General features: G+C 55.4%; 22 protein-coding genes. 13 read left to right on the top strand and 9 right to left on the bottom strand.

Annotated elements, in window-relative coordinates; all coding sequences use genetic code 11:
- Positions 1-1,320 carry an HlyD family type I secretion periplasmic adaptor subunit gene (locus tag HB778_RS29045; protein ID WP_183458917.1) on the top strand — a complete coding sequence of 440 codons (1,320 nt, stop codon included), beginning with the start codon at positions 1-3 and terminating at the stop codon, positions 1,318-1,320.
- 289 nt (positions 1,321-1,609) lie between these two features.
- Here HB778_RS29045 and HB778_RS29040 read toward each other — a convergent pair whose 3' ends face one another.
- The 3 genes from HB778_RS29040 to HB778_RS29030 form a co-directional block, all read right to left on the bottom strand.
- Positions 1,610-2,215: a hypothetical protein gene (locus HB778_RS29040; protein ID WP_183458916.1), complete on the bottom strand. Its 606-nt coding sequence runs from the start codon at positions 2,213-2,215 to the stop codon at positions 1,610-1,612.
- Between the two features lie 943 nt (positions 2,216-3,158).
- Entirely contained in the window at positions 3,159-3,431 is a 273-nt protein-coding gene (locus HB778_RS29035) for a hypothetical protein (protein WP_183458915.1), read from the bottom strand.
- A gap of 1,044 nt (positions 3,432-4,475) precedes the next feature.
- Positions 4,476-4,754 carry a hypothetical protein gene (locus tag HB778_RS29030; RefSeq protein ID WP_183458914.1) on the bottom strand — a complete coding sequence of 93 codons (279 nt, stop codon included), beginning with the start codon at positions 4,752-4,754 and terminating at the stop codon, positions 4,476-4,478.
- 571 nt (positions 4,755-5,325) lie between these two features.
- Here HB778_RS29030 and HB778_RS29025 point away from each other — a divergent pair.
- The 5 genes from HB778_RS29025 (at position 5,326) to HB778_RS29005 (ending at position 10,236) form a co-directional block, all read left to right on the top strand.
- A complete protein-coding gene (locus HB778_RS29025; RefSeq protein WP_183458913.1) occupies positions 5,326-6,483 on the top strand; it encodes a hypothetical protein in 1,158 nt (385 codons plus the stop codon).
- A gap of 292 nt (positions 6,484-6,775) precedes the next feature.
- Complete coding sequence (locus HB778_RS29020) at positions 6,776-7,693, top strand: hypothetical protein (protein WP_183458912.1); 918 nt, start codon at positions 6,776-6,778, stop codon at positions 7,691-7,693.
- A 9-nt stretch (positions 7,694-7,702) separates the two neighbouring features.
- Positions 7,703-9,019 carry a glucosaminidase domain-containing protein gene (locus tag HB778_RS29015; RefSeq protein WP_183458911.1) on the top strand — a complete coding sequence of 439 codons (1,317 nt, stop codon included), beginning with the start codon at positions 7,703-7,705 and terminating at the stop codon, positions 9,017-9,019.
- Complete coding sequence (locus HB778_RS29010; RefSeq protein ID WP_183458909.1) at positions 9,016-9,651, top strand: hypothetical protein; 636 nt, start codon at positions 9,016-9,018, stop codon at positions 9,649-9,651. Before HB778_RS29015 ends, HB778_RS29010 begins: the two co-directional genes overlap by 4 nt.
- A gap of 51 nt (positions 9,652-9,702) precedes the next feature.
- Positions 9,703-10,236, top strand: coding sequence for a hypothetical protein (locus HB778_RS29005; RefSeq protein WP_183458907.1), 534 nt, complete (start codon positions 9,703-9,705; stop codon positions 10,234-10,236).
- Between the two features lie 105 nt (positions 10,237-10,341).
- Here HB778_RS29005 and HB778_RS29000 read toward each other — a convergent pair whose 3' ends face one another.
- Positions 10,342-10,587, bottom strand: coding sequence for a hypothetical protein (locus HB778_RS29000; protein WP_183458905.1), 246 nt, complete (start codon positions 10,585-10,587; stop codon positions 10,342-10,344).
- Positions 10,588-11,035: 448 nt separating this feature from the next.
- Here HB778_RS29000 and HB778_RS28995 point away from each other — a divergent pair, with 448 nt between their 5' ends.
- Both HB778_RS28995 and HB778_RS28990 read left to right on the top strand, forming a co-directional pair.
- On the top strand, positions 11,036-11,476 hold the full coding sequence (locus HB778_RS28995; RefSeq protein WP_183458903.1) for a MucR family transcriptional regulator: 441 nt from the start codon (positions 11,036-11,038) through the stop codon (positions 11,474-11,476).
- 34 nt (positions 11,477-11,510) lie between these two features.
- Positions 11,511-11,762: a hypothetical protein gene (locus HB778_RS28990; protein WP_244661662.1), complete on the top strand. Its 252-nt coding sequence runs from the start codon at positions 11,511-11,513 to the stop codon at positions 11,760-11,762.
- Between the two features lie 24 nt (positions 11,763-11,786).
- On the opposite strand, the gene HB778_RS28985 is transcribed toward HB778_RS28990, so the two are convergent.
- Together HB778_RS28985 and HB778_RS28980 are read right to left on the bottom strand one after the other, a co-directional pair.
- Entirely contained in the window at positions 11,787-12,239 is a 453-nt protein-coding gene (locus HB778_RS28985; RefSeq protein WP_183458901.1) for a hypothetical protein, read from the bottom strand.
- A 16-nt stretch (positions 12,240-12,255) separates the two neighbouring features.
- Positions 12,256-12,675 (bottom strand): hypothetical protein, encoded by a 420-nt coding sequence (locus tag HB778_RS28980; RefSeq protein WP_183458900.1) that lies wholly within the window; start codon positions 12,673-12,675, stop codon positions 12,256-12,258.
- Between the two features lie 205 nt (positions 12,676-12,880).
- On the opposite strand from HB778_RS28980, the gene HB778_RS28975 reads away from it, so the two are divergent.
- From HB778_RS28975 to HB778_RS28965, 3 genes are all read left to right on the top strand, one after another.
- Positions 12,881-13,777, top strand: a complete 897-nt coding sequence (locus tag HB778_RS28975; RefSeq protein ID WP_183458898.1) for an HNH endonuclease — start codon at positions 12,881-12,883, stop codon at positions 13,775-13,777.
- A 676-nt stretch (positions 13,778-14,453) separates the two neighbouring features.
- Entirely contained in the window at positions 14,454-16,661 is a 2,208-nt protein-coding gene (locus tag HB778_RS28970; protein ID WP_183458897.1) for a hypothetical protein, read from the top strand.
- A gap of 37 nt (positions 16,662-16,698) precedes the next feature.
- Entirely contained in the window at positions 16,699-16,881 is a 183-nt protein-coding gene (locus HB778_RS28965) for a hypothetical protein (protein ID WP_183458896.1), read from the top strand.
- A 105-nt stretch (positions 16,882-16,986) separates the two neighbouring features.
- On the opposite strand, the gene HB778_RS28960 is transcribed toward HB778_RS28965, so the two are convergent.
- Both HB778_RS28960 and HB778_RS28955 read right to left on the bottom strand, forming a co-directional pair.
- Positions 16,987-17,757 (bottom strand): DNA methyltransferase, encoded by a 771-nt coding sequence (locus HB778_RS28960; protein ID WP_244661661.1) that lies wholly within the window; start codon positions 17,755-17,757, stop codon positions 16,987-16,989.
- Entirely contained in the window at positions 17,754-17,966 is a 213-nt protein-coding gene (locus tag HB778_RS28955; RefSeq protein WP_183458895.1) for a hypothetical protein, read from the bottom strand. The genes HB778_RS28960 and HB778_RS28955 overlap by 4 nt, the downstream gene beginning before the upstream one ends.
- A gap of 908 nt (positions 17,967-18,874) precedes the next feature.
- Between HB778_RS28955 and HB778_RS28950 the strand changes: the two genes are divergently transcribed.
- Complete coding sequence (locus HB778_RS28950; RefSeq protein WP_183458894.1) at positions 18,875-19,747, top strand: phage integrase N-terminal domain-containing protein; 873 nt, start codon at positions 18,875-18,877, stop codon at positions 19,745-19,747.
- Positions 19,747-20,049: a hypothetical protein gene (locus HB778_RS28945; RefSeq protein WP_183458893.1), complete on the top strand. Its 303-nt coding sequence runs from the start codon at positions 19,747-19,749 to the stop codon at positions 20,047-20,049. Before HB778_RS28950 ends, HB778_RS28945 begins: the two co-directional genes overlap by 1 nt.
- A gap of 141 nt (positions 20,050-20,190) precedes the next feature.
- Here the strand turns inward: HB778_RS28945 and HB778_RS28940 are convergent, their stop codons facing one another.
- Complete coding sequence (locus HB778_RS28940) at positions 20,191-20,973, bottom strand: DUF2971 domain-containing protein (RefSeq protein ID WP_183458892.1); 783 nt, start codon at positions 20,971-20,973, stop codon at positions 20,191-20,193.
- Positions 20,974-21,141 lie beyond the last annotated feature (168 nt).

Raw genomic sequence — 21,141 nt, 5'->3', positions numbered from 1 at the left:
ATGGTAGCGGCAGCATTCGAATGGGAGAAGACGATCCGGTCGCAGACACGCGCGGTAGCGTTGGCCGGCTACAGCGCGATGGCGCTGCTTGTCGGCTGTTTCGGTTACTGGGCGGCGACGGCACCACTGTCCGGCGCAGCCGTGGCCCAAGGCGCAATCTCAGCCTCCGGCCGCAATATCAAGATCCAGCATCTTGAAGGCGGCATCATCAGGCAATCGCTGATCGAGGAAGGCGACCGCGTGAAGGCAGGTCAAGAGTTGATCCTGCTTGACGACACGACAGCCAAAACCCAGGTGAACCGGCTGTTCAAGCAGTTCGTTTCACTGTCTGCAAAAGCGCAGCGTCTCATATCCGAACGCGACGGCGCGTCAGCCTTAGACATGCCCGAAAGCTTGCGTCAAAACTCTGAAGACAGCGAGCTTACGAATCTTATCGAAGAGCAACGCAAAGAGTTTGTCGCGCGGCTGAGCCGCTTCAACTCGGAGCAGGACATTCTCAACCAGCGTGTCTCGACGCTGCAGGACTCTCTCGTCGGATTATCAGCGCAGCGACAAGCGATCGAGAACCAATTGACGATCGTGGCCGACGAACTCAAGCGTAAGAAAGCGTTGGTTGATCAGGGTTTGACGAACCACTTTGAATACACGCAGATCCAGCGCAACCAGGCAGACCTCGTCGGCCAAGCGGGATCGATCGAATCCCAGCTCGCATCAACACGCAGCCAAGTCATCGAGGCAAAGGAACAGATTGAGCGCAGCAAGACCCAGAGGGTTGAGCAAGCTGTGGGCGATCTGGCCGAGACACGTACGTCGCTTGCGGACATCGAAGAGCAACTCGCCGCCGCGCAAGCGATCTTGTCGAGGACCACCGTGCGTTCACCAACCGACGGGATCATCATCTCGGCCGTCTACAGCTCGCCAGGCGCCGTTGTTGCAGCCGGCGAGAAGGTTATCGAGATCCTGCCCACCAGCTCCGATCTGATCGTTGAGGCGAAACTCAGCCCGCGAGACATTGACTCCGTCCATGCCGGACAATCCGCGAGACTCAAGCTCACGGCCCTTAACACGCGCCTCACCCCAGACGTGGCCGCAACGGTCATCAACGTCTCGGCTGACCGTTTGATGGATGAAAATACCCACGAGCCCTATTACCGGGCCAAACTTCGTATCTCAGATGACCTTCCCGCCCCTGTCACCGCGGAACAACTCTACCCGGGCATGCCGGTCGAAGCTTTTATCAGCACTGGTGACAGGACCTTCTTCGAATATCTGATCAGGCCTGTCCTGGACTCGTTCCATCGGGCGTTCGTGGAGCGGTAGCGACAGCGCCGCCGTAGGCGGGATGTGGACCGACCGCCCCCGGCGAAGGGCGCCATTCTGATCACGCGTCGTGGGTTCAAGAGTATCAATGTCGATTGAGCTCGTCTCTGATGCTGTTTTGTTCAAGGCCCCGAGTGAGGTTTGACCAGCACGCTCGGGTCGTTGAGGTAAGGATCGAGAAGTGTCTTCGTCTTCGCATCTTGGATGTTCGAGTTGATCAGAATAGGGGATTGGATCAAGCCTTCCTTTGAGATGCTGGTATCGTAGGCAGTAATATGGCCCGCCCAAATCACCCCTTCGGCATTGGAGTCCTTGACGACGTGGATGTTTCAAGGACATATCCATCGCTATCGGAAATGGTCAGGTCAGCAACGGTTCCATCCGAAATGCCGCGCAACTGCCACCATTCGCCGTCAGGTTCTGAAATGTGAGCCTGTGGGCTCACATCGGTCCTGAAACGACCCATGACCCCACCTGCGCGGTCAAGCCCCATCAACTGAAATTCGTAGTTGTATTTCATACGAGATTTTAGCGCCCCCTGGTCCGGGGCGTTATTTCTCGGCTCATTAGTCACCCCTTCCCAAAGGCCCTGGAGGTGGACCGCAGCCGCGGCGGCGTTGACGGTCGGAAGCACCCAGACGGGTACGAAGTTCAGGGCAACTGAAAACGCTGCGATTGTTCCTCCCGTCGCCCAAGCCCCTCCTTTGGCCACGTTGGCGACAGTGCCCCACGACAGTTTCCGCCGAAGCCTTTGATAGAGAGACTCGTTTTGCTGCAACGCACCCGACACGGACGCTTTCTGCGAATGATGATGGTGGTGATCGATCTTCAGGCTCGGCTCAAGGGCCTGTGTCGAAAAATCAGGAGTAGTGCGGGAAAGCGCAAAGCTAGGCATTCTGGTCCTCATTAGGTTGAAAGGAAGCCGTATGCACTGCAACGCAACTGGTAGTCTGTTAAATCAAGTAGATGTAGGAAAATGGTTTTTAAAGGGCGGCGTATATTAAAACTTTGTAATGCGCCTCAAGAGTTCGGCTAGCATTTCCTACTGAGGAGAAATCTGTGCTGCCAACTGAGGCTGGGGCCATTAGTATCAATTTGACGTTAGACCAACCCAGAGCAAAGCGAAGGATTGGGAACGTCGCCAGCGCCGGCTTGTGGGGAGAGACGGCCGCGCGCCCTTTCCCGTCACAACCAACGTGCCGCAAGGCACATCTATGTCGGCGTAGCCGTCCCGCGAAGCGGACCTAACAAAGAAGGGCGTACAAGGCGGAAGCACCGAGATGCCCGCCAGCGGGATCAAGTCAGATCGGTGCTGGAGAAAGTTCGCGGCCCTGAGACCGGTTCAACAGGGCGGCCTAAGGAGCGTCAGCATAGCGCCGCCGCAGGCGGGACGCGGGACTGACCGCCCCCGGCGAAGGGCGCCACACCGGCAATTGGTATCGGCCGATTGCCGCGATATATGCGCCGAGTCCCGCGGTCTTGCACGATATAGATCAGCAGGTAGCGTCGAGTGGTCAGTGGACCCACTATAGACAGGTCAATGCCGTCCGATCGTGCCGGGTGAGTTATCACCGCTGTCCTCGTGGACTGTCCCCATGTCTTGCAGCAAGCGTCAGTCCGTTGACTTGCCCGGTCAATTACCGCAGAAATTCCCCAGGAGGAGTGGCGGACATGCTGCCAGGGGGTTCTAGGATACCTGTCGTGCCGGATTTCGGTCACGCACAAGGCGCCTTAAGCCCCTTGCCAGAGGGACATAAAGAGAACATTATTTACGTGAACGTAAATGCGCAGCCGGGACGCCGTAACGCCCCGACCGCAGAGGACCGTTCTGGTCGCCGTCAGCGGCGATCCAGGTTCCGTTTCCGGCGAATGACCCGCATGCGCTTGATCTTCCGCGCAAGCAGCACTCGCTTCAACTTCGGTCCGTAGACCGGACCATAATGATGGAGCACCTCGGCCATGACCTGCATGCCGAACACCGACTCCTTCATGACGTGGAGCAGATGCACCATGTCAGGGTCCATGTTCAGGGAGCCTACAACGACTTCCGTGCAGCTCAGGGTCGTCAGCAGATGCGCCAACATGAGTTTCCATGTGACATCATCTCGCATGGAGAATACCTCTCCTGGAGCCAAGCCGATGGGTGTCTAGGCGGCTAAACCTCACCCATCGGCATCTTGGAGAACTGGGGACCCGTCGCGTGAGCGGCGGGTCTCTTCATTCTCCGCCTCGCCGCATCATCGCCAGCGGCCACGCGTGTCTCTATTGTCTGGTGCGAACCTCCATCTGGTTTGAAATAAAAAAGCCGCGCTCCAAGCCAGGAGCACGGCTTTTTTGACTCAGCAATTGTCTGTCCGTCAGAGGGACGGCGACAGATGCCGATATCTGGATCTGATCAGCGCGGTAGGGTGCCATGATTTCCGAGGATGCGCCCCTTTCTCGAGCGCCGGTGCGTGGAGTTCATCTGGCGTATCTGGGCTCTCGTTGCTGAGAGCCCGCCAATAAGGATCTTCGCCATGCTGTATGCCCCTTGCGTATATTGCACGGCGATACAGGAAGCGCTCTATAGGCGACCCGAATCACCATGCGTCTGTCTACTACCACCTGAGCGCGTTCACGTCTTTTGATCAAGCGTAACAAGCCGTCAATCCACAATTCGTCCCCGATTTAATTTTTTAAACGCGCAACATCTGAACCGACATCTCGCGGTGAAGACTAATATATTTCAGTCAGTTAACTTCTTTTCCTAACGCGTGCATCGTCCCGATCAACAGATCAAGCCACTGCGACCCCTCCCAATTTCTTGGGAGGGCAATTGTTCGAAGTCCGCCTAGATCGTGGCTGGAGCGGGAATCTGGTTCTGAATCTAACGCCTTTCGACCGCAACCTCGCGGTGGGCGGGCGTAGTGGAGAGAGAGTGCTGCGCGCACCTCTCCCAACCAAAGCAAACAAAGGAGTACAGGGCGGAAGCACCGAGATGCCCGCCAGCGGGATCAAGTCAGATCGGTGCTGGAGAAAGTTCGCGGCCCTGAGACCGGTTCAACAGGGCGGCCTAAGGAGCGTCAGCATAGCGCCGCCGCAGGCGGGACGCGGGACTGACCGCCCCCGGCGAAGGGCGCCGTGTGATGCGCCGCCAAACGAGCGCAGCGCCATGGTTATTGGGGCGCCTGGCTTGGAAGGAGTTCCTTGTAGCCCTTATGCATAAACCAGAGCACTCGTTTGAGATGACTGCGAAGGGCCTTACGGGCGCGGATTGGCTCTTTCACCGGATCGAGACCCAATATGTCCTGTGCCATCTCTTCTTCGCTGGCACTGTCGGCGCAAGCATCCATGAGCTTCAAATAGAGCTCGAAATGCTTGTCGTCATAAGCGGTCAGACTTTCCGACCAAGGAACCTCTGTTACAATGGCTGGCGCGATCTGTTTTTCATCCATAGTCTCGCTTCGGTAGTGAGGAGCCCGGCCGCCCTTCCCTCAGAGTATCGCCAATTAGCGCACTTTCAATAGATCCTGGCCTACTTTGAGCGGTGCTAATTGTTGCATATGGCTGTGGACCGCGCGCAACGCCGGCCTGAACCCGAATGTCGAGGCTATTGAGCATGGCCCTTCAGCTTCGCGATAACATAGTCTGGATGCTTGCAAGCTTCCATCATGCCGCCGTACCATACGCTTAGTGGCGTATCGGGATCATTGCTGGACTCGAAATCTCCACCGTCAAGCAACTCGTCTATCTCGCCTGGAAAACTGCTTCCCAGCCAACGCATGGTGCGCTGATCAGTACCACGCTACCCGGAGCACGGCTCTTTTTTCAGTGATGTCTTTGCCTTCGCCATGTAGCCGGCCGATAAGAACGCAAATTTCTGTCTGTTGGCGACAGCCTCCGAAGTTGACCGTGAATCCTACACGAGAACCCCCATTTATGATTCGCCATCTTTAAAAATTCAGTCTACCAATACTGCGGCCACTAAAGTGTAGGTGGACGATTTTGTTCCAATGGGGGGAGACCATGGACGCGTCGATACCGAGTAGCGCAGCTAAACTATTGGACCTCATTGGCAACACCGAAGCACCAAAAGGCTACGACGTCATCTTCGGTAACAATCAAAAGCACTTGCCTAAGAAACTCACCTCAATGACCATTTCCGAGGTGATCGCGGCTGGGCCAGGTTGGAGCAAGGCCTATGGATCGTCGGCCGCCGGTCGCTACCAGTTCATGAACCAGACCCTGAAAAGCTTGAAAATTTCCGAGTCTTTGACGGGAACCGAGAAATTCAGTCCCGACCTGCAGGACCGTCTGGGATATGCGCTACTGGACCGGCGCGGCTACGAAAAATTTGCGTCGGGCAAGCTGTCCGTTGTGGCGTTTGGCCTGGCGTTGGCTCAGGAATGGGCTTCATTCCCGGTACTCGAGGCCTGCCAGGGTGCTCACCGCTGGATCGAGCGAGGCGAGACCTACTACGCAGGCGACCATCTCAACAAGGCCCTCATTACTCCAGAAAGGGTGGAGGCGATCCTAAATGAACACCCCATGCGCTTCATGCTTGCGCTTGCCGGTGGGAACATTGCAGTGGCGTCGGGTGACGCCAGCAAGATTGCTAAACTTGTGAGTGTCGCTTCGGACCCGCAGAAATGCGAAGCGATCCGTGAGCAGGGCAAGGAGGCAATGATACCAATCTATGGTGAAGCGACCTCTCACAATGCCTGCGCTGCCACGCTATGTTGTTTCTTGAATGCTGCAGACATCAACGTGCCTATGGAGCGAGGTGCGGGTGCGTTGGCCAAATACCTTGAGAAGACCCGCGGTTGGGCCAGGGTGAAGGTGGGAGGCCAAAAGCCTGGCGACGTAGCGGTTTGTTTTGACAACACGAAACCCGCCGGGGCGGACCACATCTATCTTGTGGTCAAGTGCCTCGACAGCGATGAAATGCTGATAGCAGACAATCAGACCAATTATTGTCCTCGAATCCGATACGCTTCCGGCCATGGTCAAACGGCCGTCGAGTACTTCCTGAGAGCGGACACAAACGCAAACAGTATGCTGCAAATCGCGGCGCTGAATGCAGGTAATGATTTCAACAGCCCTCGGCTGGATGAAATCGTCGATGTCGATGAGCCCACAGACGATTTGCGGATCCGGTTCAATCCAGACGGCACGCCGGTATAAACTGGTAACGTTGAGGGCTATTTAGCCGTCAACCCTTGGGTTGGCGGCCTTTTGTTCGTGGGCCGAACGCGGCTACTGCTGCGGCCCATTGCGCCTTGACGGCACACTTTGACGGGCGCAACGGTGACCACCGTTTTTGGGTTGCAGTATTCTCGAAACTATTAGGACGGAAACGTCCTGCCAATTAGCCCGTAGGAACGTCATCAGAACGACCAACATTTCGCCTGAAGAAAAAGATTGATAAATCCTTAAGAAGACGTAATCTGCCTTCGGCTTTGGGGGAGTTTGCGTCATGCGGTCATCTTCGGATCGCGGGTTTTTGTGCCTGTTTTCCACTCTTTTCCTAGTATGCGTGATCAGCGGATGCTCCCCTATTTACACGGGAAGCCCTCCGCGCGTATTTTCCGTAAATGAAGAAGTAGCTGATTTCAAAAGGGATTTTGGATCTCCAGATTTCCGGTCCTACTTCTCGTTGTCTGATGATCAACAAGTCTCATACCGCAATAATTATGTTGCGGCGCGCATGTATGCCATAGACCTAAATTTTTCCGAGTTCGAACGACGACTCCAGACAGATAGCAGCCAACTCGACGTTGCAGGTTCCGTCGCAAATATCGCGCTCACTCAAACGTCGACGCTGATCGCCCCAGTAGGCACCAAGAATATTCTCACCAGCGTTGCCGCTGGCCTGACTGGTACACAAGCTGCCTATGAACAGAAGGTCTTTTTAGGCAAGACAGTTCAGCTCCTTGAAAGCCAGATGGAAATTGACCGAAATCGCGCAGCAACGCGGATTTATCAGCGACTTAGCCTACCTGCTTCTCAGTATTCACTGGCTCTCGCCATGTCGGATTTGGAAGTGTATTATCAAGCAGGAACAATGGCTAGCGCACAGATCAATATTTCCCATGATGTGGGAGAGCGCGCCTTGGCTTCATCTGACGAGAAGGCGCAGGTGGTGTTGGCCGCGACCCCATCGACGGACTCAAATTATCAGCGCTTGATAACTTTCTTATATCCTAACGGACCGTCCGGTAATATTGACCAAGATCGGCGCAGATATCTCAAATCTCTATTCGTCACCCCCGCAGAACTAATGGTGGTTATACAATCAAATTCTTACACCTCGGCACGAGGGGCGCTTGTTTCCTGCGCCAACCTATACCTGAAAAGCACACCGTGTAAGCCGAAGACGATAGCGTTGCAGTAGGAGAGTGTCGTGGCAACAGTTCGCATCTACAAAGGATTTTCGCTGGCCGAGGCGCAGACCAGGGCGAAAATGTTTACCGACGATGGTGCCACGGTCGAAATTGTCGAAGACGGCGGATCATACGCCATTCGGGTTTCTTACCCTGACGATCCAGCCGGAGCTAGCGAAGACGATCCCGGTTCAACACCTCAAGCCACCCCGATCCCCGCTAGTGGCAATTCTGAACCGCCAAAATCAGTCGGCCCGAAGTGGGGCGATCTCATTGCTGAATACAAAGCCTATGATTCTGTACCCTTCGAGCTAAAGGTTGCGTCGCTGTCGCAGTGGATTTTGGAATCAAACCGCGGGAACAGCGATTTAGCTGTAAAGGCCCTTAATTTCGGGGGGATAAAATATCGCGCCCGAATGGAAGGGTATGCGAGCCCTGTGGACTACACGGGATCTGACAATGAGGACACGGTTTACTGCCTGTTCTCTTCGCTCCGTGCCTTCATCGCCGGATATTGGCATTTCATAGAGAGCGGCCCGTACGAGGGATGGAACCAATTTAATGACGACGCCGCAGGTTACATCAGGCTTATCGCGCCGAATTATGCTGCGGATGCGAACTACGTCATAAAGGTCCTGTCGCTGTTTGATGAGGCCCGATCATTTCTCAGTGGCAGCCAAGCGCCGGCCGCTTCGGAGCCGCCGAAGCCAGCGGCAACTCTACCTAGCGACGCCCCACTCGGAACAAAGAATATCCGCCTCGCCGTGGTTGTCGGCCACAATAGCGTGAGTACCGGCTCAGCTGCGGTATCGCCGATTTCGAGAAGTGAATTCGCGTATAACGGCGTCGTTGCGGACCAAATTGTCGCTGAGTCCCCTCACTACAATGTGATCGGGAAGAAGTTCATTCGCGTGAGCCAAGGCAGCTATTCTTCCGAGATAGCGCAGGTATACAGTGAGGTGCAAACTTGGGGCGCTGATTGCGCGATCGAATTGCACTTTAACAGCGCGAGCCCCGAAGCCACTGGATCAATGGTCTTGTTTCGCGCCGGCAACGGCGCCGCGCAGGTCCTTGCCCGACCATTGGCGCTCCAGATCCAATCCCTTCTCGGCCTGCCACTGAAAAATGGCAATGGCCTGCAACCCCTACAACCCGGAGATCGAGGCTATGGATCAGTCAGCGCGCTCGCCAACGTGCCGACCGTCTTGATCGAACCGTTCTTTGGCTCGAACAAAGGCGACTGTCTAAAGGTAGCGGCAGTCGGAGAGGCAGGCCTCGCAAGAGCCTATCTCCGAGGTGTCAGGGACTGGGCTTCCTCGTTGGAGGCCATCTCATGAGAAAGCCCTTTCCGGGTGTATGGGCGCTGGCAATGCTTTTCGTCTCGATCCTCTTTTTCAGTTCACTAACAGTCCATGCCATGGCAAGTCCCCCTCTCGAGACCCAGCAAGTTTTCGCGCAGACTGAAAGTCGGGATAACCCGCCTCCCAACAGTCAAAAGACCGAAACTACCAAGGCTGCCACCACCGGCACCGATCAGTCAGCGGGCGTACAGCAACCTCCTAAAGTCATTGAGACATTTAAGTCGAATGGAACGACCTACTATTCGACGAAGCACCCTTGGGAGATTTACCTTACGGCATGCACCGTCGTTCTGCTAATATGCATGACGTTAATCCTGACTGCGATTGCTTGGAGAACCGGCTTCACGCCTGATTTTCAAAAATCGTTCGTTATTCTAACGGTTATATTCGCGTCGCTATTTCTAATTGTTGCGGGATATTCCGATCAACAAACAGCTCCAGTGTTCAGCTTGCTAGGCGCGATAATTGGCTACGTTTTCGGAAGGGTCAACGTCGCAGATCAAATTCTCTCGGATAAGATAGTTGCAGCTAAGCAGTTGGATCAGACCAAGACAGGCGATGTGCCCGACCCGACAAAGGTTCCTTCCAAGCAGACTCCTCCATTTTGAGGTGCCGAAATGTCGTCGAACTTTAGGTTCCCCGCTCTCTTGTGCTTTTCATTGATCGGCATTCCGACTGCGCTCTATGCCGATGAGATTGGTCAGTTCGTTGTTCCTTGGAATAAGGGGGAGCGGCTGACCGGCATGGATGCCTTAATTCTCAAGAAGCAATTTGGACCAGGCGTGACAGACAGTGTCGGACAGGAATTGGGCGGATCGGAGGGAATTTTGATTATACCTGGCGGTTCCGCCCAGTTCCCGAGAGAACTAAACGGTGTGGACCCAGGAACCCTCCAAGCTGACCAATCAGGTTTAAGTGCTTGCTTGCTTTCGAAGACCGCCACTTTCCCCATCGCTGACAAAGTTGCCATTTGCAATTCAGCCGACACCTCACTCAATTTGCTAGTCAGCGTCGACGGAACTGACTCTCTTTTGGCGATTTCGAGCGCAGAGGTAAAAACTATCGACGTTGCGGGAGCGAAATCTATTGTGGGGAAGATAGCAACGTCCGGCGTCGACAATTCGTTCGAATTGAAAGCCGGGCAGTTCTACATTTTGCAAGGCCAGGGCGGGAAGTGGGTTCTTGCAAATTAGATTTAGAGGAGGCGTTGCTATAAACTGGGCGCTTCACTGCGGAATACGCTCGAATAGAGTTCACGGGACGTTCAAAGAGGGGTATGGTGCGAACTGCGGCGCTTTTCAGCTTCGCGGGGGCCTGTCGATATAGCGGCCGATGGAGTTTAGATGCGACGCGATCTCGTTTCGCAGATGATCTCGGATACCGTAACGAGCATCGATTTCCTGGAGTTTCTTGTAAAGCCCTCTACGCTTGTCGCGGGGAACGTCGACATCGCCCACAACATAGTGATTTGGGCCGACGGCGCAGATGTTGCAGCCGGTTGCGGCGACCTCCTGCACGAACGCCGGAATGTCGTTTTCTGTCATCCTCTTCATTGAAGAGCCTCTCTCTCCACCAGCCGTACCACAATAAGACGGAGATTCAACCATTCCGTGCTCTTGGTGTCCGGGCCATGTGTGCGCGACCCAGCGCGGAAGCGTCCGGGCAACTGCTAGGCATGCCCGGGCTCCTCCTGCAAGGAGGATAGAAAGGTGCTCTACCTAACGATGGAGATAGAAATGGCCGAGCGGCATGTCCGCGACGGCGCACGCCATATTGCCCGACATGCACGAAATTATTCGAACCTAAGAGCTTTAGGCGGAACCGTTTGGGCTAGCAATTGAACTGCTCAACCTGTTTCGAGGATATGCAAGCGGCTCACATCGCGCATTTGGGCGGCTTCAAAGCTCAGAATGTCGACATTAGGCCACTACGTTTGTTGCGCACTCCGGTATTGAAGGATATGAGCATGCTCGGGGGCCAGGAGCATGGATGATGTCTGAAGAAGCCAGCAACAATCTCATCGAACTTACTGCCGATATCGTTTCCGCCTATGTCCAGAAGAATGCAGTTCCAGTCTCTGGATTGCCGGACCTGATCGCCAGCGTTAATTCCGCGTTGTCTAATATTGGCCAGGCCGCTCCTGAAGAAGCGCCCGCCCCTAAACCGGCAGTCAATCCCAAGAGATCCGTGTTTCCAGACTACATCATCAGCCTTGAAGACGGCCAGAAATACAAGTCACTTAAGCGCCATCTGGCAACGAGGCACGGATTGACGCCCGATGAATACCGGGCAAAGTGGGGATTGGCGAAGGACTATCCTATGGTTGCGCCGAACTATTCGGCCACACGATCAGCGCTGGCGAAATCGCTAGGGCTGGGAAGAAAGGCTGCTCCAGGCAAGAAACCAGCCTCGAAACGCAAGGCGAAAGCCTGAGTGTAAGTCTGCTATCCATGCGAGAGCTTTCGGCGTGCCAAACAATCCCCACGATCGTGTTGGCATCGGTGCGCCCAATCGTGGCAACCTGACACTTTGGGATTTCGCTAACCCGGACGAAGCAGCAAAGGCTGCTGTCCACGTCTATGGAGCGGACGCCACCGCTGCCGGAGCCCATTGCGCGTTGGCGGCTCACTTTGACGGGCGTGAGCGCGACTATCGTTTTTGGTTTGCGGTTTTCACCAAACTCAACGGCACGGGATCTCAAAGCACCAAGGCGCATTGAAGGCTTACGGACGTCAAATGGACGTCATCTTGAAAGAACTGTGAGCTTCTCGTCGAGCTGGGGGTCGATATACCCTTCATCCAATACCCGTAGAATTAGCTTCAAAGCCGCCGCTTGCGTGATCGCCCGGTCCTCGTCGGGCAGTAAATCGAGTACGATTGAAATCGTTGTTGGGTCTTCTGAAACAAGCGAGGGAATGAGTTCCTCACCAGGCGTGGTTTTTTCCTCGCTCAGAATCTCTGCCACGATAGGCAGGTAGAACTTTCTGGTGCGATCCTTGTGAAAAGCGTCTGCTCTTTCAATCTTCTCTAGGATGTCGGTGTCACCCGAAAATGCCTCGCGCATCGTCATGATGACCGCGTCTCTGATGTGGTCAGCCTTCAATGCGATGTCTTTTGCCGGACCGCCGACGCTCACCGCGAACTGAATGAGTTCATCGAGGCTTTCTCGAATTTTATGCAAGTCGGCAGTGGTCATGGGCGAAGGAAGCTCGTCAACTTCCTTTGCAAGCGCAGAAAAATAAACCCTGCGCCAATAAGAACTTGTCGCTGTCGTTCTTCCTTGCCTCGGAAAGGTCTTCTCTTGAAACAGTCCGCCGGGACGGTGCAAAGTAGGGGTTGTTCCATCTCTTGGTCAAATAGGCTTCGTGTGCGCCCGGGTTGTCCGACCATTCCAGTTCGTTCGCTTCGGCCGAATTAGCCCCGCCTGATTTGCCCTGGGGCCCATGAATTATGTAGTTCATGGCCTCCATGCCGGCCCGCTCCCGGTCGGCAGGAGTCCGGGCCTGGCCCCACTGCGCGCCGAGCCTCTGAATCTCCTGTTCGTCCTGAAATTCCCGCAGAGCCGCTCCGCCCTGCCGTCCCGCACGGAACGCCACCATAAATTCCCGCCAGAGTTCCCCGATAATCCCCACCAGCTGCCCCTTGGCTCTTCGCGCGAATTGGCAAATTGACGCGCTTACTGCGGACCGCATCGTAGCACGAATTCATAAGCCTTTGGCTCGGGCGCGACTATTGCCGCAACCCAATGCACGCTGATCGCTATCGTAGGGTTTGGCCGCGAATGGCGTTCGGCGTTACTATCCATCTATGGAATCGCCCGCCCCCCAGTCTGAACTGATGGATTTGCCACCCGAACGCCCCGTGTCGCTTCGCAATCAGACCTGTGTCTATTGCGGGCTCGCTCTTTCTCCCAGCAACAAGACGCGGGAGCATGTCATCGGGCGCCGCTTCGTGCCAGATGGGAAGCTCCAAGGGCAATGGAATCTGATCCTCAACGCTTGCCGTCCTTGCAACTCTCACAAGGCCGATCTCGAGGACGATATTTCGGCGATAACCCTTCAACCCGATTCTTGGGGCCGCTACGGACATGACGACGTCTCGGCGATCGAGGATGCCCAACGCAAGGCCAAAGACTCGCGCAGCCGCCGGACGCGGAAGGCGGTCAAGGACAGTAGCGAACATATCAAAATCCAGGGGACCCTGGGACCGGGCATCAACCTATCGTTTCAATATTCCAGCCCACCTCAGGTTGACGAAAATCGAGCGTTCGAGCTGGCACGCCTGCAGTTGATGGCGTTCTTCTACATGCAGACCTATAACAGCGAGACCCGTCGGGGTGGCTATTGGCTTCACGGTTATCATCCGATCTTGACCGCAAGCCGCAGCGATTGGGGTAACCCATTGATGGTTGGTTTCATGCGAACCATCGAGAGTTGGGATTGCCGGCTCTTGGCGATCTCTGCTAACGGCTTTTTCAAGCTCATCACACGTAAGCACCCGTTGGCTGAGACCTGGGCCTGGGCACTGGAATGGAACCAGAACTGCCGCTTGATCGGCTTCTTTGGTCAGCTTGATCCTGCGCAAGACATCGTCAATAGCCTGCCGAGATTGGAGGCCAAAATGGTCTATCAAGCGCCCAACGAGTCGCTTTCCTATCGGGTCGAAACGCCGCTTAAGGAAGACGAAGACACTCTTTTCTTGGTCTTCGATGAAACAGCGCAACGGGACGCCTGACCACACCGACGAAGACGACGGTATGGCATCGGGCTCGTTAGCCTCGCACCTTGCGCCAAGGTGGGCTGCTCCAAAGCTGCGACGTGGCAGTTGTCCGGCGCCGAAAGCTTGCGCCTGTGTCATTGGTGAAAACGACAGGCTTGTGTCGGAACTGTAGGAATGAGGGCCATTGTGGTGGTTGGTCATCGTCTTTTCCTTTGATTGATGGTTTCTGTCTCGGAGGACGGTTACAAAGGGAGACGGCGCTCTGAGCTGGCTTGTCCCCAACACGGGAGCGGAGCGAATTGAGCGGGCTGGAACGGGACAAGACGGCTGCGTCGGCTAAGTGGGAAGGAATATTTCCAGGGCAGACCAGCCAAGGGAAAAGCTGGCCGTCAAAATGGTAACTCCAAATGGTGACCGTCGTCGGCCTATAGCCAGCACAAGTGAAACGGCCACAAGGAATATCAGCCCCGGCGGTCTGTCGGGCCAATCGACGAAGGTAGCTATACTCGCCTAGGGGTCACAATGTCGCGTGCGGCCTAGGCTCCTTCGACCCTGTACTCCAGTTGCGCCCTTGCAACGCCGCCATCATTGCGGGGGATAAAGGCCAACCCAGCCGTGGCGCGCCACCCTTTTTGAATTGCCCACCCGCGAGAACTTACCTACTGTTTGGTCGGGGAAAAGGGGGGGGCTTATGCCGCAACTATACGATGCAATGGTCAAATCGCTCGACGCATCACTATCGGGCGGCCAGTGGGACAAGGAAGCCTTCTGGCAGGAGTTTCGCCGTATTTGGATTTACGCTCCTTCACCTAGCACGAGCTCGGCAATCCCTGTTACAGGGGCTTTGTTCTTTCTTTTCTGGAAGAACGCCTCGGTTACAAACCTCCCTTACGTTGAATTGAATGAATTGATACATCGCTATACGAAGCGAGCGGACGGGCAAAATAAGTGCCCGATACTCATAACAACTAGCCGTTTCTACCGGCAGCAGATTGAAGATATTTTCATGTCATTCACTGCTGGCATCAAAATCACTACACGATCAGTCCACGGGCGCGAACGTCGGATACAGCAAATAAGTAAGTCGATATGTGATGTCCATGGTTCATTGATAGAACACAGCATAATTGTTGACCTCTTCTTTACCTCTTCGGTTGTATATCTTCCGCCAACTATCGAAATAGACCTGCCGTCTATGGTGGCTAACTCCGGATATATTCATTCGGTTGGCTCATCGGTGTACATAAGGGACCTGACTAAAACTGATCGCGAAGATATAATAGATAATCTTTCGTACAATTTAGAGCACGGAAAGCGCGCCTTTCTGACTCCTTACGCAGACGAATACTTTCGCCCACATGAACGCGGGGCGCACTCTCTTCGAAACGGACTGGATAGGATCCGACTCCAAGCTCGCAAGCATCACATCCAAAATGAGCCGCTGGAAGCTGCTTTGGAAAAAATTGGCCCACAGGTGCCTGATGTGCAAATCGCCCACGGCTTATACTCGTTTAAAGTTGAGCGGGAGACCGCAGTCATTGCCGGTTGCGCCGAAGAATTCACCTTGTGGATAGTAACTGATCAGTCGCTATACTTTGATGAGGAAGAACGGTTGGGCTATCCTGGACAGAAGCACTACCTTATTATTTATAAGCAATATCTCTACAATGCCAATCCGATGATGGTATTTAAGGAGCGAAAACCTGGTTGGGTGCAGAGCATAACGCTTCCACATACCCTGTCTCGTGCGGCGATTTCCGCCTCTGGAGCGCCTTTCGGGAAGGGCGGAAACGTCAGGATACTTGATCCTTTCGTTGGGTCCGGCACAACCTTAATCGACGCAAAACTCCTATGGCCCAATGCGCATTTCGTAGGCCTGGATGCCGACCCAGCATCTCCGCGGATGATTGAGGACAACATAGCGTTCTTCGCGATGCCACCCACTCAGCTGAGGTCTTTCGCCAAATCTTTGCGAAGAATATGTGATTTTCTGAACCCAAAAAGGAAGAAAAAGACAGATGTGTCTATGCGGGAGGCTCTCAGAGAGCATGGCGGTCACGATTCGATCGGCGCAATTCACAAATATTTGGAGCTTCTAGCTCCGGCAGGACGCCTCGAAGCTAGAGACCCAAATCATCGTGAGGTCATTGGCGATGAAACCGGTGAAATGCCGGTGGAGAGCCTCATCTCTATGTCCGATAAACCACTAGCTGATCGCCTCCTTTTCTATATAACGTGGAGATCCTTAAAGCTAAATAGATATATTTATGGGAAGAATGGTGAGTCATCGCTCGGACCAATCTTGTATGAGGAATTCGATAGAACGCTTGTTGAGGTGGACCAACTTTTGAGTGATCGATCATGTGAACATCTCGAGAACCGAGGTTCTTTTGATATCGTGAAGGGCTTATATTCCAGGGCCGTTACGCATTCTGACTATCGTTTTCGACGACTTTATAACGATTTCAAATCGAGTTCCGGTATAGATGTAAGGGTTGTGTCAGATAGTGTTAAACACTTGCAGGACTTGGCTGATTCTTGGAAGTTAAACCCATCGTCTGCGCAACCGTTCGACCTAATTATCACTGACCCGCCTTATGGATTTAACGCGGACGAAAGCGCTCACCGCGATATGCGGAGTTTGTATTCTCAGCTCTTTAGGCAGTGTATTCGAGTTCTAGGGCCATCTGGAGAGCTTATAATTTGCTTACCAGCAAGCGCCAAGACCGGCAAGGCCGTTCCGTTCTACTCGACCAGAAGATATGTTGTTTCTCAGATACTTCTGGAGGCGGAGATGCAAGAGAAGCAATTCATCTGGAAGATCCGATCGCAACTTCAGAAACGAACTTTGGTTGACCCCCCCTTATTATTGGGGTGGCACTGCAGCGGTTTCTCGTGATATACTACATTTCAAGCTGCTTTAGTGAGGAACATCGATGAAGAGACAAGAAAAAAACCTGTTTGGCCATGCAAAATCAGAGCATAGCAAGCCGAAGACTATGCACAGCGCTACTCAAAATGCCATGAGCCGTGAAGAGTGGCTCCGGCAGGAGAGAGAGCGCTCCAAGCGAACTTACGAATGGGCCTTGAAGAATGGTCGTTTGACCGAGCGACCATGAATTCGACAACGATCCAGCCTCGGCTGGGTCGTTTTTTTGAATGTTGTGCGCCGAATCGAGATGGTGCGCGCCAAATTGCTCGCTTCTGCAAATAGGCGCGGGAGGCTATTCGTGATTCAGCCGCCGCAATGCTCTGATGGCATGTCGGACATCGAGCTCAACACCTAGCCAATTCCTGCCGCAATCCACGGCAGCGACGAGCGTCGAACCCGAACCACAAAACGGATCTAAAACCAGACCGCTTGCGGGACAGAACGCGTCAATGAGCGTTCGCAACGGCTCCACTGGCCTTTGCGTTGGATGCAATTGGTTGCCGGTGTATTGCCACGGCAAGACGTCGGGAAGCGCTTCTGAAGGCACCGGAGGGCGTCCCTTAGCGAGGATGTAGGCGCATTCATGCTGCGCCGCGACGAACCGCGTCGATGAGGCGCAGGTTTTGGCGAATACGAGATGCCCGACGATGCGGAATCCTGCCGCACGCCACGCGCCGAGGAACTGATCGGCCGCATTCCAGCCGTAGAAGCTCACGCACAGGCTGTTAGGCCGCAGGACGCGATAGGCTTCGGCAAAGGCCGGTTTGAGCCACCGTGGGTTGTTATCATTGGCGATCGTGCGCCCGCTCCGGTCACGGTAGCGGCACAGGTACGGCGGGTCGATCAGAATGGAATCGACACATTCGGCCGGAAGGCCGGCCATCACCTCGATGCAGTCGCCGTGGAGCACGGTATTGCTGGGGCACGTGGCGGCAGCCACTGCCGGGACGGGTCCCAGCCGCTGGACTGGAATGGACAGGCAGCGCGCTTCTCTCGCGCCAGCCATGCCGGCTGACGCAACAGCGAGGAGGCCATCCGCAACGCGGAAGCGGTGGGGGCTCATGCCCCCACGCTTTCCTTGGCCTCGGTCTTCGCCTTGCGTTCGCGGATCACCAGGCGACCGCTGAGCGGCAGCGCCTTCAGGTTGAGGTTGAAGCCCTTACGGTCCTCGTGGCTCCACAGCGCGCCGATTTCCGTCCAGGTGGTCTTATCGCCCTCGCCCTCGACAACAAAAACGGTGTGGGTCGGCCGGTTGGTGGTGGTTTTCGACATTGTCTTTCTCCTTTGTTATCCCGGCCACGTCATTGCGGCCGGTCGGGTGACCAAGGCGCCGGGCGACCGAAGCCAGCCTGCAACGGAGGGTTCGACCGAGGGTCCCTCTGGGAGACGGTTGGATGCCTTGCAGGACGGCACGCCCGGTGCACACACGACCCATCGCTGGCCGTTTTGACCTGTGACCGGCACAAAGGAGCAAAAGACGACGAAACCGCCGCCAGGGCGGACCATCCCTGACATGTCGCGGCAAGGAGCGATCCACCTGTGAAAGAGGCCCAACCGCCGCCATGATGACCAAAGGGCCTCGGCCCTGAACCAGGGCCACCGCTTGCCGGGCCAAAGCGCAATCCGGATGCCGGACCAGCACCGCTGGCCAGGAATGCGGAGGGCGTGACGAGCTAGGTCGGACATAGGATGTCTGACCAAGCGGGCAGCCGGCGGTCTGTCACTCGCCAATACATTGGGGAGTGACAGACCGCCCTCAAAGCCACGATGAACGCAAGGTTCGCGCAAACGCCACCGCATGACCTGCAAATGACGCTGCGCTTCGGTGATCATTTCCGGTGCGATGTGCTGGCCATCAGCAGGCGACACCACTCACTCTCCGGGCAGGCAACGAAAGCCTGACCCATCTCACCGACCATTTCCCCAACCAAAGGAGAGCAGAATGACTGCTTATCGCATACGTGCGCCGCCGCGGCGGCCACACCTCCGGTTTCGACCTCTCGGTAACCGGATGCCCAACAGGGCAAACCATATAGGCCAGCCACCCGGCTGGCTCGGGAGGCTTATACCGTAAGGAAGACTACGCATTCCGGCCATGCCGCGAATGACCTTCGCGGGGTGCCACGCTCTACGGACGTGCATCGGCCATCAACACTCACCTCAAAAAGGAAGCGAGCAAGATGGACGATCTGACCATGGATCTTGTGCGTCTGTGCCAACGGAACCGGGATGGTTCCTACGGCACCCAAAACAACCGCCGACGCGGCCTGGCCGCAATGGCAAATGACCTCACGGACCTCGGCTACAAGCTGCCGTCCGCCGGTTCCCTCAAGCCCAAGCATGTCGAGGCCCTCGTCGAACGATGGCACGATTCCGATACGTCGGACGCGAGTATCCGCAACCGCCTCACCTGGCTCCGCTGGTGGGCCGAGAAAATCAACAAGGTCAATGTCGTCAACCGCGACAACGCTGCTTACGGCGTTGCCGAACGTGGCGACGTCACGCGCAATCGCGCCCAGACCCTCGACCATGCGAAGCTCAACAGCATCGAATGCCCCCACATCAAGGCCTCGGTCCTGCTGCAGGTCGCGTTCGGCCTGCGGCGCGAAGAGGCCATGAAGTTCCAGCCGCAGGCGGCCGCCCGCGCCGACCATATCGCCTTGCAGGCGAGCTGGACAAAAGGCGGGCGGGCAAGGACCGTTCCGGTTACGACGCTGGAACAGCGGCATGTCCTTGAACACATTATGCGCCTTGTCCCAGGCAACGGGTCACTGATCCCCGCGCAGATGAGCTATGTCGAACAGCTCAAGCGGTTCGAGTACCAGACGCTCAAGGTAGGGCTTCGTAATACCCACGGATTCCGCCATGCCTATGCCCAGCAACGCTACGCGACGCTGACCGGCCAGCCCTGCCCGCTGGCGGGCGGCAAGCGCTGGGCCGATATGGGCGGAAATGAACGTGCCGCCGACCGCGCGGCGCGCCACAGGATTTCAGCTGAACTCGGCCACGGCCGCCTGAAAATCACCGACACCTACCTCGGGAGTGCCTTCTGATGAAACGCGCAGAAGGCAATTTCCTCATGGCCGCCAATAAGAGGACGAAATACGCCGAAGGGCTCTTCAAACCGGCCACGATCGCCACCGCCATCGATGAAGCCGCCATGCAGGGTCATCGCCGCTACCGCATCGTCCAGGAGTTCCCGTTCGATCTGTCCGATACGGAGGCCGCCAAGGCGCTTGAGAAATGGCTCGATTCCGAGCAGTTCGAATACGTCTGGCGTCCTACGCGTCTCGAACAGGATGCATTTCGCCCGTCGATCCTGGCGGAATACCCGGAACTTGAGATTTCTTGGTGAGGCGTTCGCCTGAAATAATGAAAGGGGATGTTCATCCCCTCTTTGTGCTGGGCTCCGGTTCCGGAGGCTTGAACAGCAGTTCTGCTGTTCCGGGCAGTGCCGTCTACTTGCGTCGCATGTGGGGTTCGCCGAGGCGGAAAATCACTCGTCCCAGACTTCCAGCGTATAGTCAGAATTCCCAACCGGGGCCACAGATGCAACTTTTACGTCGGGAGCGTTCTGCTTCATCCAATCCAGAAAGAAGGCCCTCTTTTCCGGTGGCATCGCACATCCAACGATCACCCGTTTCACAGAGCCAGGCCTAAGTTTCTCCAGATGGGAATCGGCGCGCATCTTCATAATGCGGTACTCACGCTCGTATTCCCAGACCTTCGATTTCCTCAAAAATAACGTTTGGAATAGGTTGGCCTCCATTGCCGCCTTGAAATCGTCCAGACAAAGCGGGTCCAAAATGGGGACCGCATTAACGTAGCCGACCTCATACATGACGTCTTCCAAGCCGATTGGTTCAATTTCGACCGCTATCCCCTTATGCCCTCCACCATAGTGTGACCAAAGCAACAGGCTTGTTGGGGTAGCCGAAAGGCTGCACATGGACACCGAGGAAGCGAGACGCTGCCAGATCTCGACGGACATTTCCCACTGACGCAGCCGGATCTTGGACTCCGGTACGCCGGCCAATACGCGTCGAACCTTCTCCTCTGCTTGCGCCCGGCTGATAGTCGGATTCATAAACATCTCAACACGAATGAAGGCTTCAATCGTCCGTTCCCGATCAAAGCTCAAGTCAACCGCACATCGGAATTCGAATGGGTCGTTCACTTCCGAGGCAACAGGAAACCAGAGATTCCCCCGGATCACGTCGGCTACAAATTTGAAGTCGACATCCCTTTTCCAATCGCGGTACTTATATAAGAGCGGCATGGAAGTCCCCCATATGCATAGCCGACTTAGTTAACCACCCACCACGCCCCTCAACTCCTCCCACTTGGCAAGTTCGCAGTCGTGGCTCCTCCGCTTCTTGAAGCACACTTACCACTATTCAAACAAATCAATTCCCGTCGCATTTGCTTTTCAGCGCGCGGTCGTTAA

Origin of the sequence: Mesorhizobium huakuii, from assembly GCF_014189455.1 — a bacterium.
GTDB classification, from domain to species: Bacteria; Pseudomonadota; Alphaproteobacteria; order Rhizobiales; family Rhizobiaceae; genus Mesorhizobium; species Mesorhizobium huakuii_A.
This window is presented reverse-complemented; position numbering and strand designations above follow the sequence as displayed.

Bases quoted from the DNA above. Each gene is read 5' to 3' on its own strand.
- HB778_RS29045 (WP_183458917.1), top strand. From the start codon at position 1: ATGGTAGCGGCAGCATTCGAATGGGAGAAGACGATCCGGTCGCAGACA.
- HB778_RS29040 (WP_183458916.1), bottom strand. From the start codon at position 2,215: ATGCCTAGCTTTGCGCTTTCCCGCACTACTCCTGATTTTTCGACACAG.
- HB778_RS29035 (WP_183458915.1), bottom strand. From the start codon at position 3,431: ATGCGAGATGATGTCACATGGAAACTCATGTTGGCGCATCTGCTGACG.
- HB778_RS29030 (WP_183458914.1), bottom strand. From the start codon at position 4,754: ATGGATGAAAAACAGATCGCGCCAGCCATTGTAACAGAGGTTCCTTGG.
- HB778_RS29025 (WP_183458913.1), top strand. From the start codon at position 5,326: ATGGACGCGTCGATACCGAGTAGCGCAGCTAAACTATTGGACCTCATT.
- HB778_RS29020 (WP_183458912.1), top strand. From the start codon at position 6,776: ATGCGGTCATCTTCGGATCGCGGGTTTTTGTGCCTGTTTTCCACTCTT.
- HB778_RS29010 (WP_183458909.1), top strand. From the start codon at position 9,016: ATGAGAAAGCCCTTTCCGGGTGTATGGGCGCTGGCAATGCTTTTCGTC.
- HB778_RS29000 (WP_183458905.1), bottom strand. From the start codon at position 10,587: ATGACAGAAAACGACATTCCGGCGTTCGTGCAGGAGGTCGCCGCAACC.
- HB778_RS28995 (WP_183458903.1), top strand. From the start codon at position 11,036: ATGTCTGAAGAAGCCAGCAACAATCTCATCGAACTTACTGCCGATATC.
- HB778_RS28985 (WP_183458901.1), bottom strand. From the start codon at position 12,239: ATGACCACTGCCGACTTGCATAAAATTCGAGAAAGCCTCGATGAACTC.
- HB778_RS28975 (WP_183458898.1), top strand. From the start codon at position 12,881: ATGGATTTGCCACCCGAACGCCCCGTGTCGCTTCGCAATCAGACCTGT.
- HB778_RS28970 (WP_183458897.1), top strand. From the start codon at position 14,454: ATGCCGCAACTATACGATGCAATGGTCAAATCGCTCGACGCATCACTA.
- HB778_RS28965 (WP_183458896.1), top strand. From the start codon at position 16,699: ATGAAGAGACAAGAAAAAAACCTGTTTGGCCATGCAAAATCAGAGCAT.
- HB778_RS28960 (WP_244661661.1), bottom strand. From the start codon at position 17,757: ATGAGCCCCCACCGCTTCCGCGTTGCGGATGGCCTCCTCGCTGTTGCG.
- HB778_RS28955 (WP_183458895.1), bottom strand. From the start codon at position 17,966: ATGTCGAAAACCACCACCAACCGGCCGACCCACACCGTTTTTGTTGTC.
- HB778_RS28950 (WP_183458894.1), top strand. From the start codon at position 18,875: ATGGACGATCTGACCATGGATCTTGTGCGTCTGTGCCAACGGAACCGG.
- HB778_RS28945 (WP_183458893.1), top strand. From the start codon at position 19,747: ATGAAACGCGCAGAAGGCAATTTCCTCATGGCCGCCAATAAGAGGACG.
- HB778_RS28940 (WP_183458892.1), bottom strand. From the start codon at position 20,973: ATGCCGCTCTTATATAAGTACCGCGATTGGAAAAGGGATGTCGACTTC.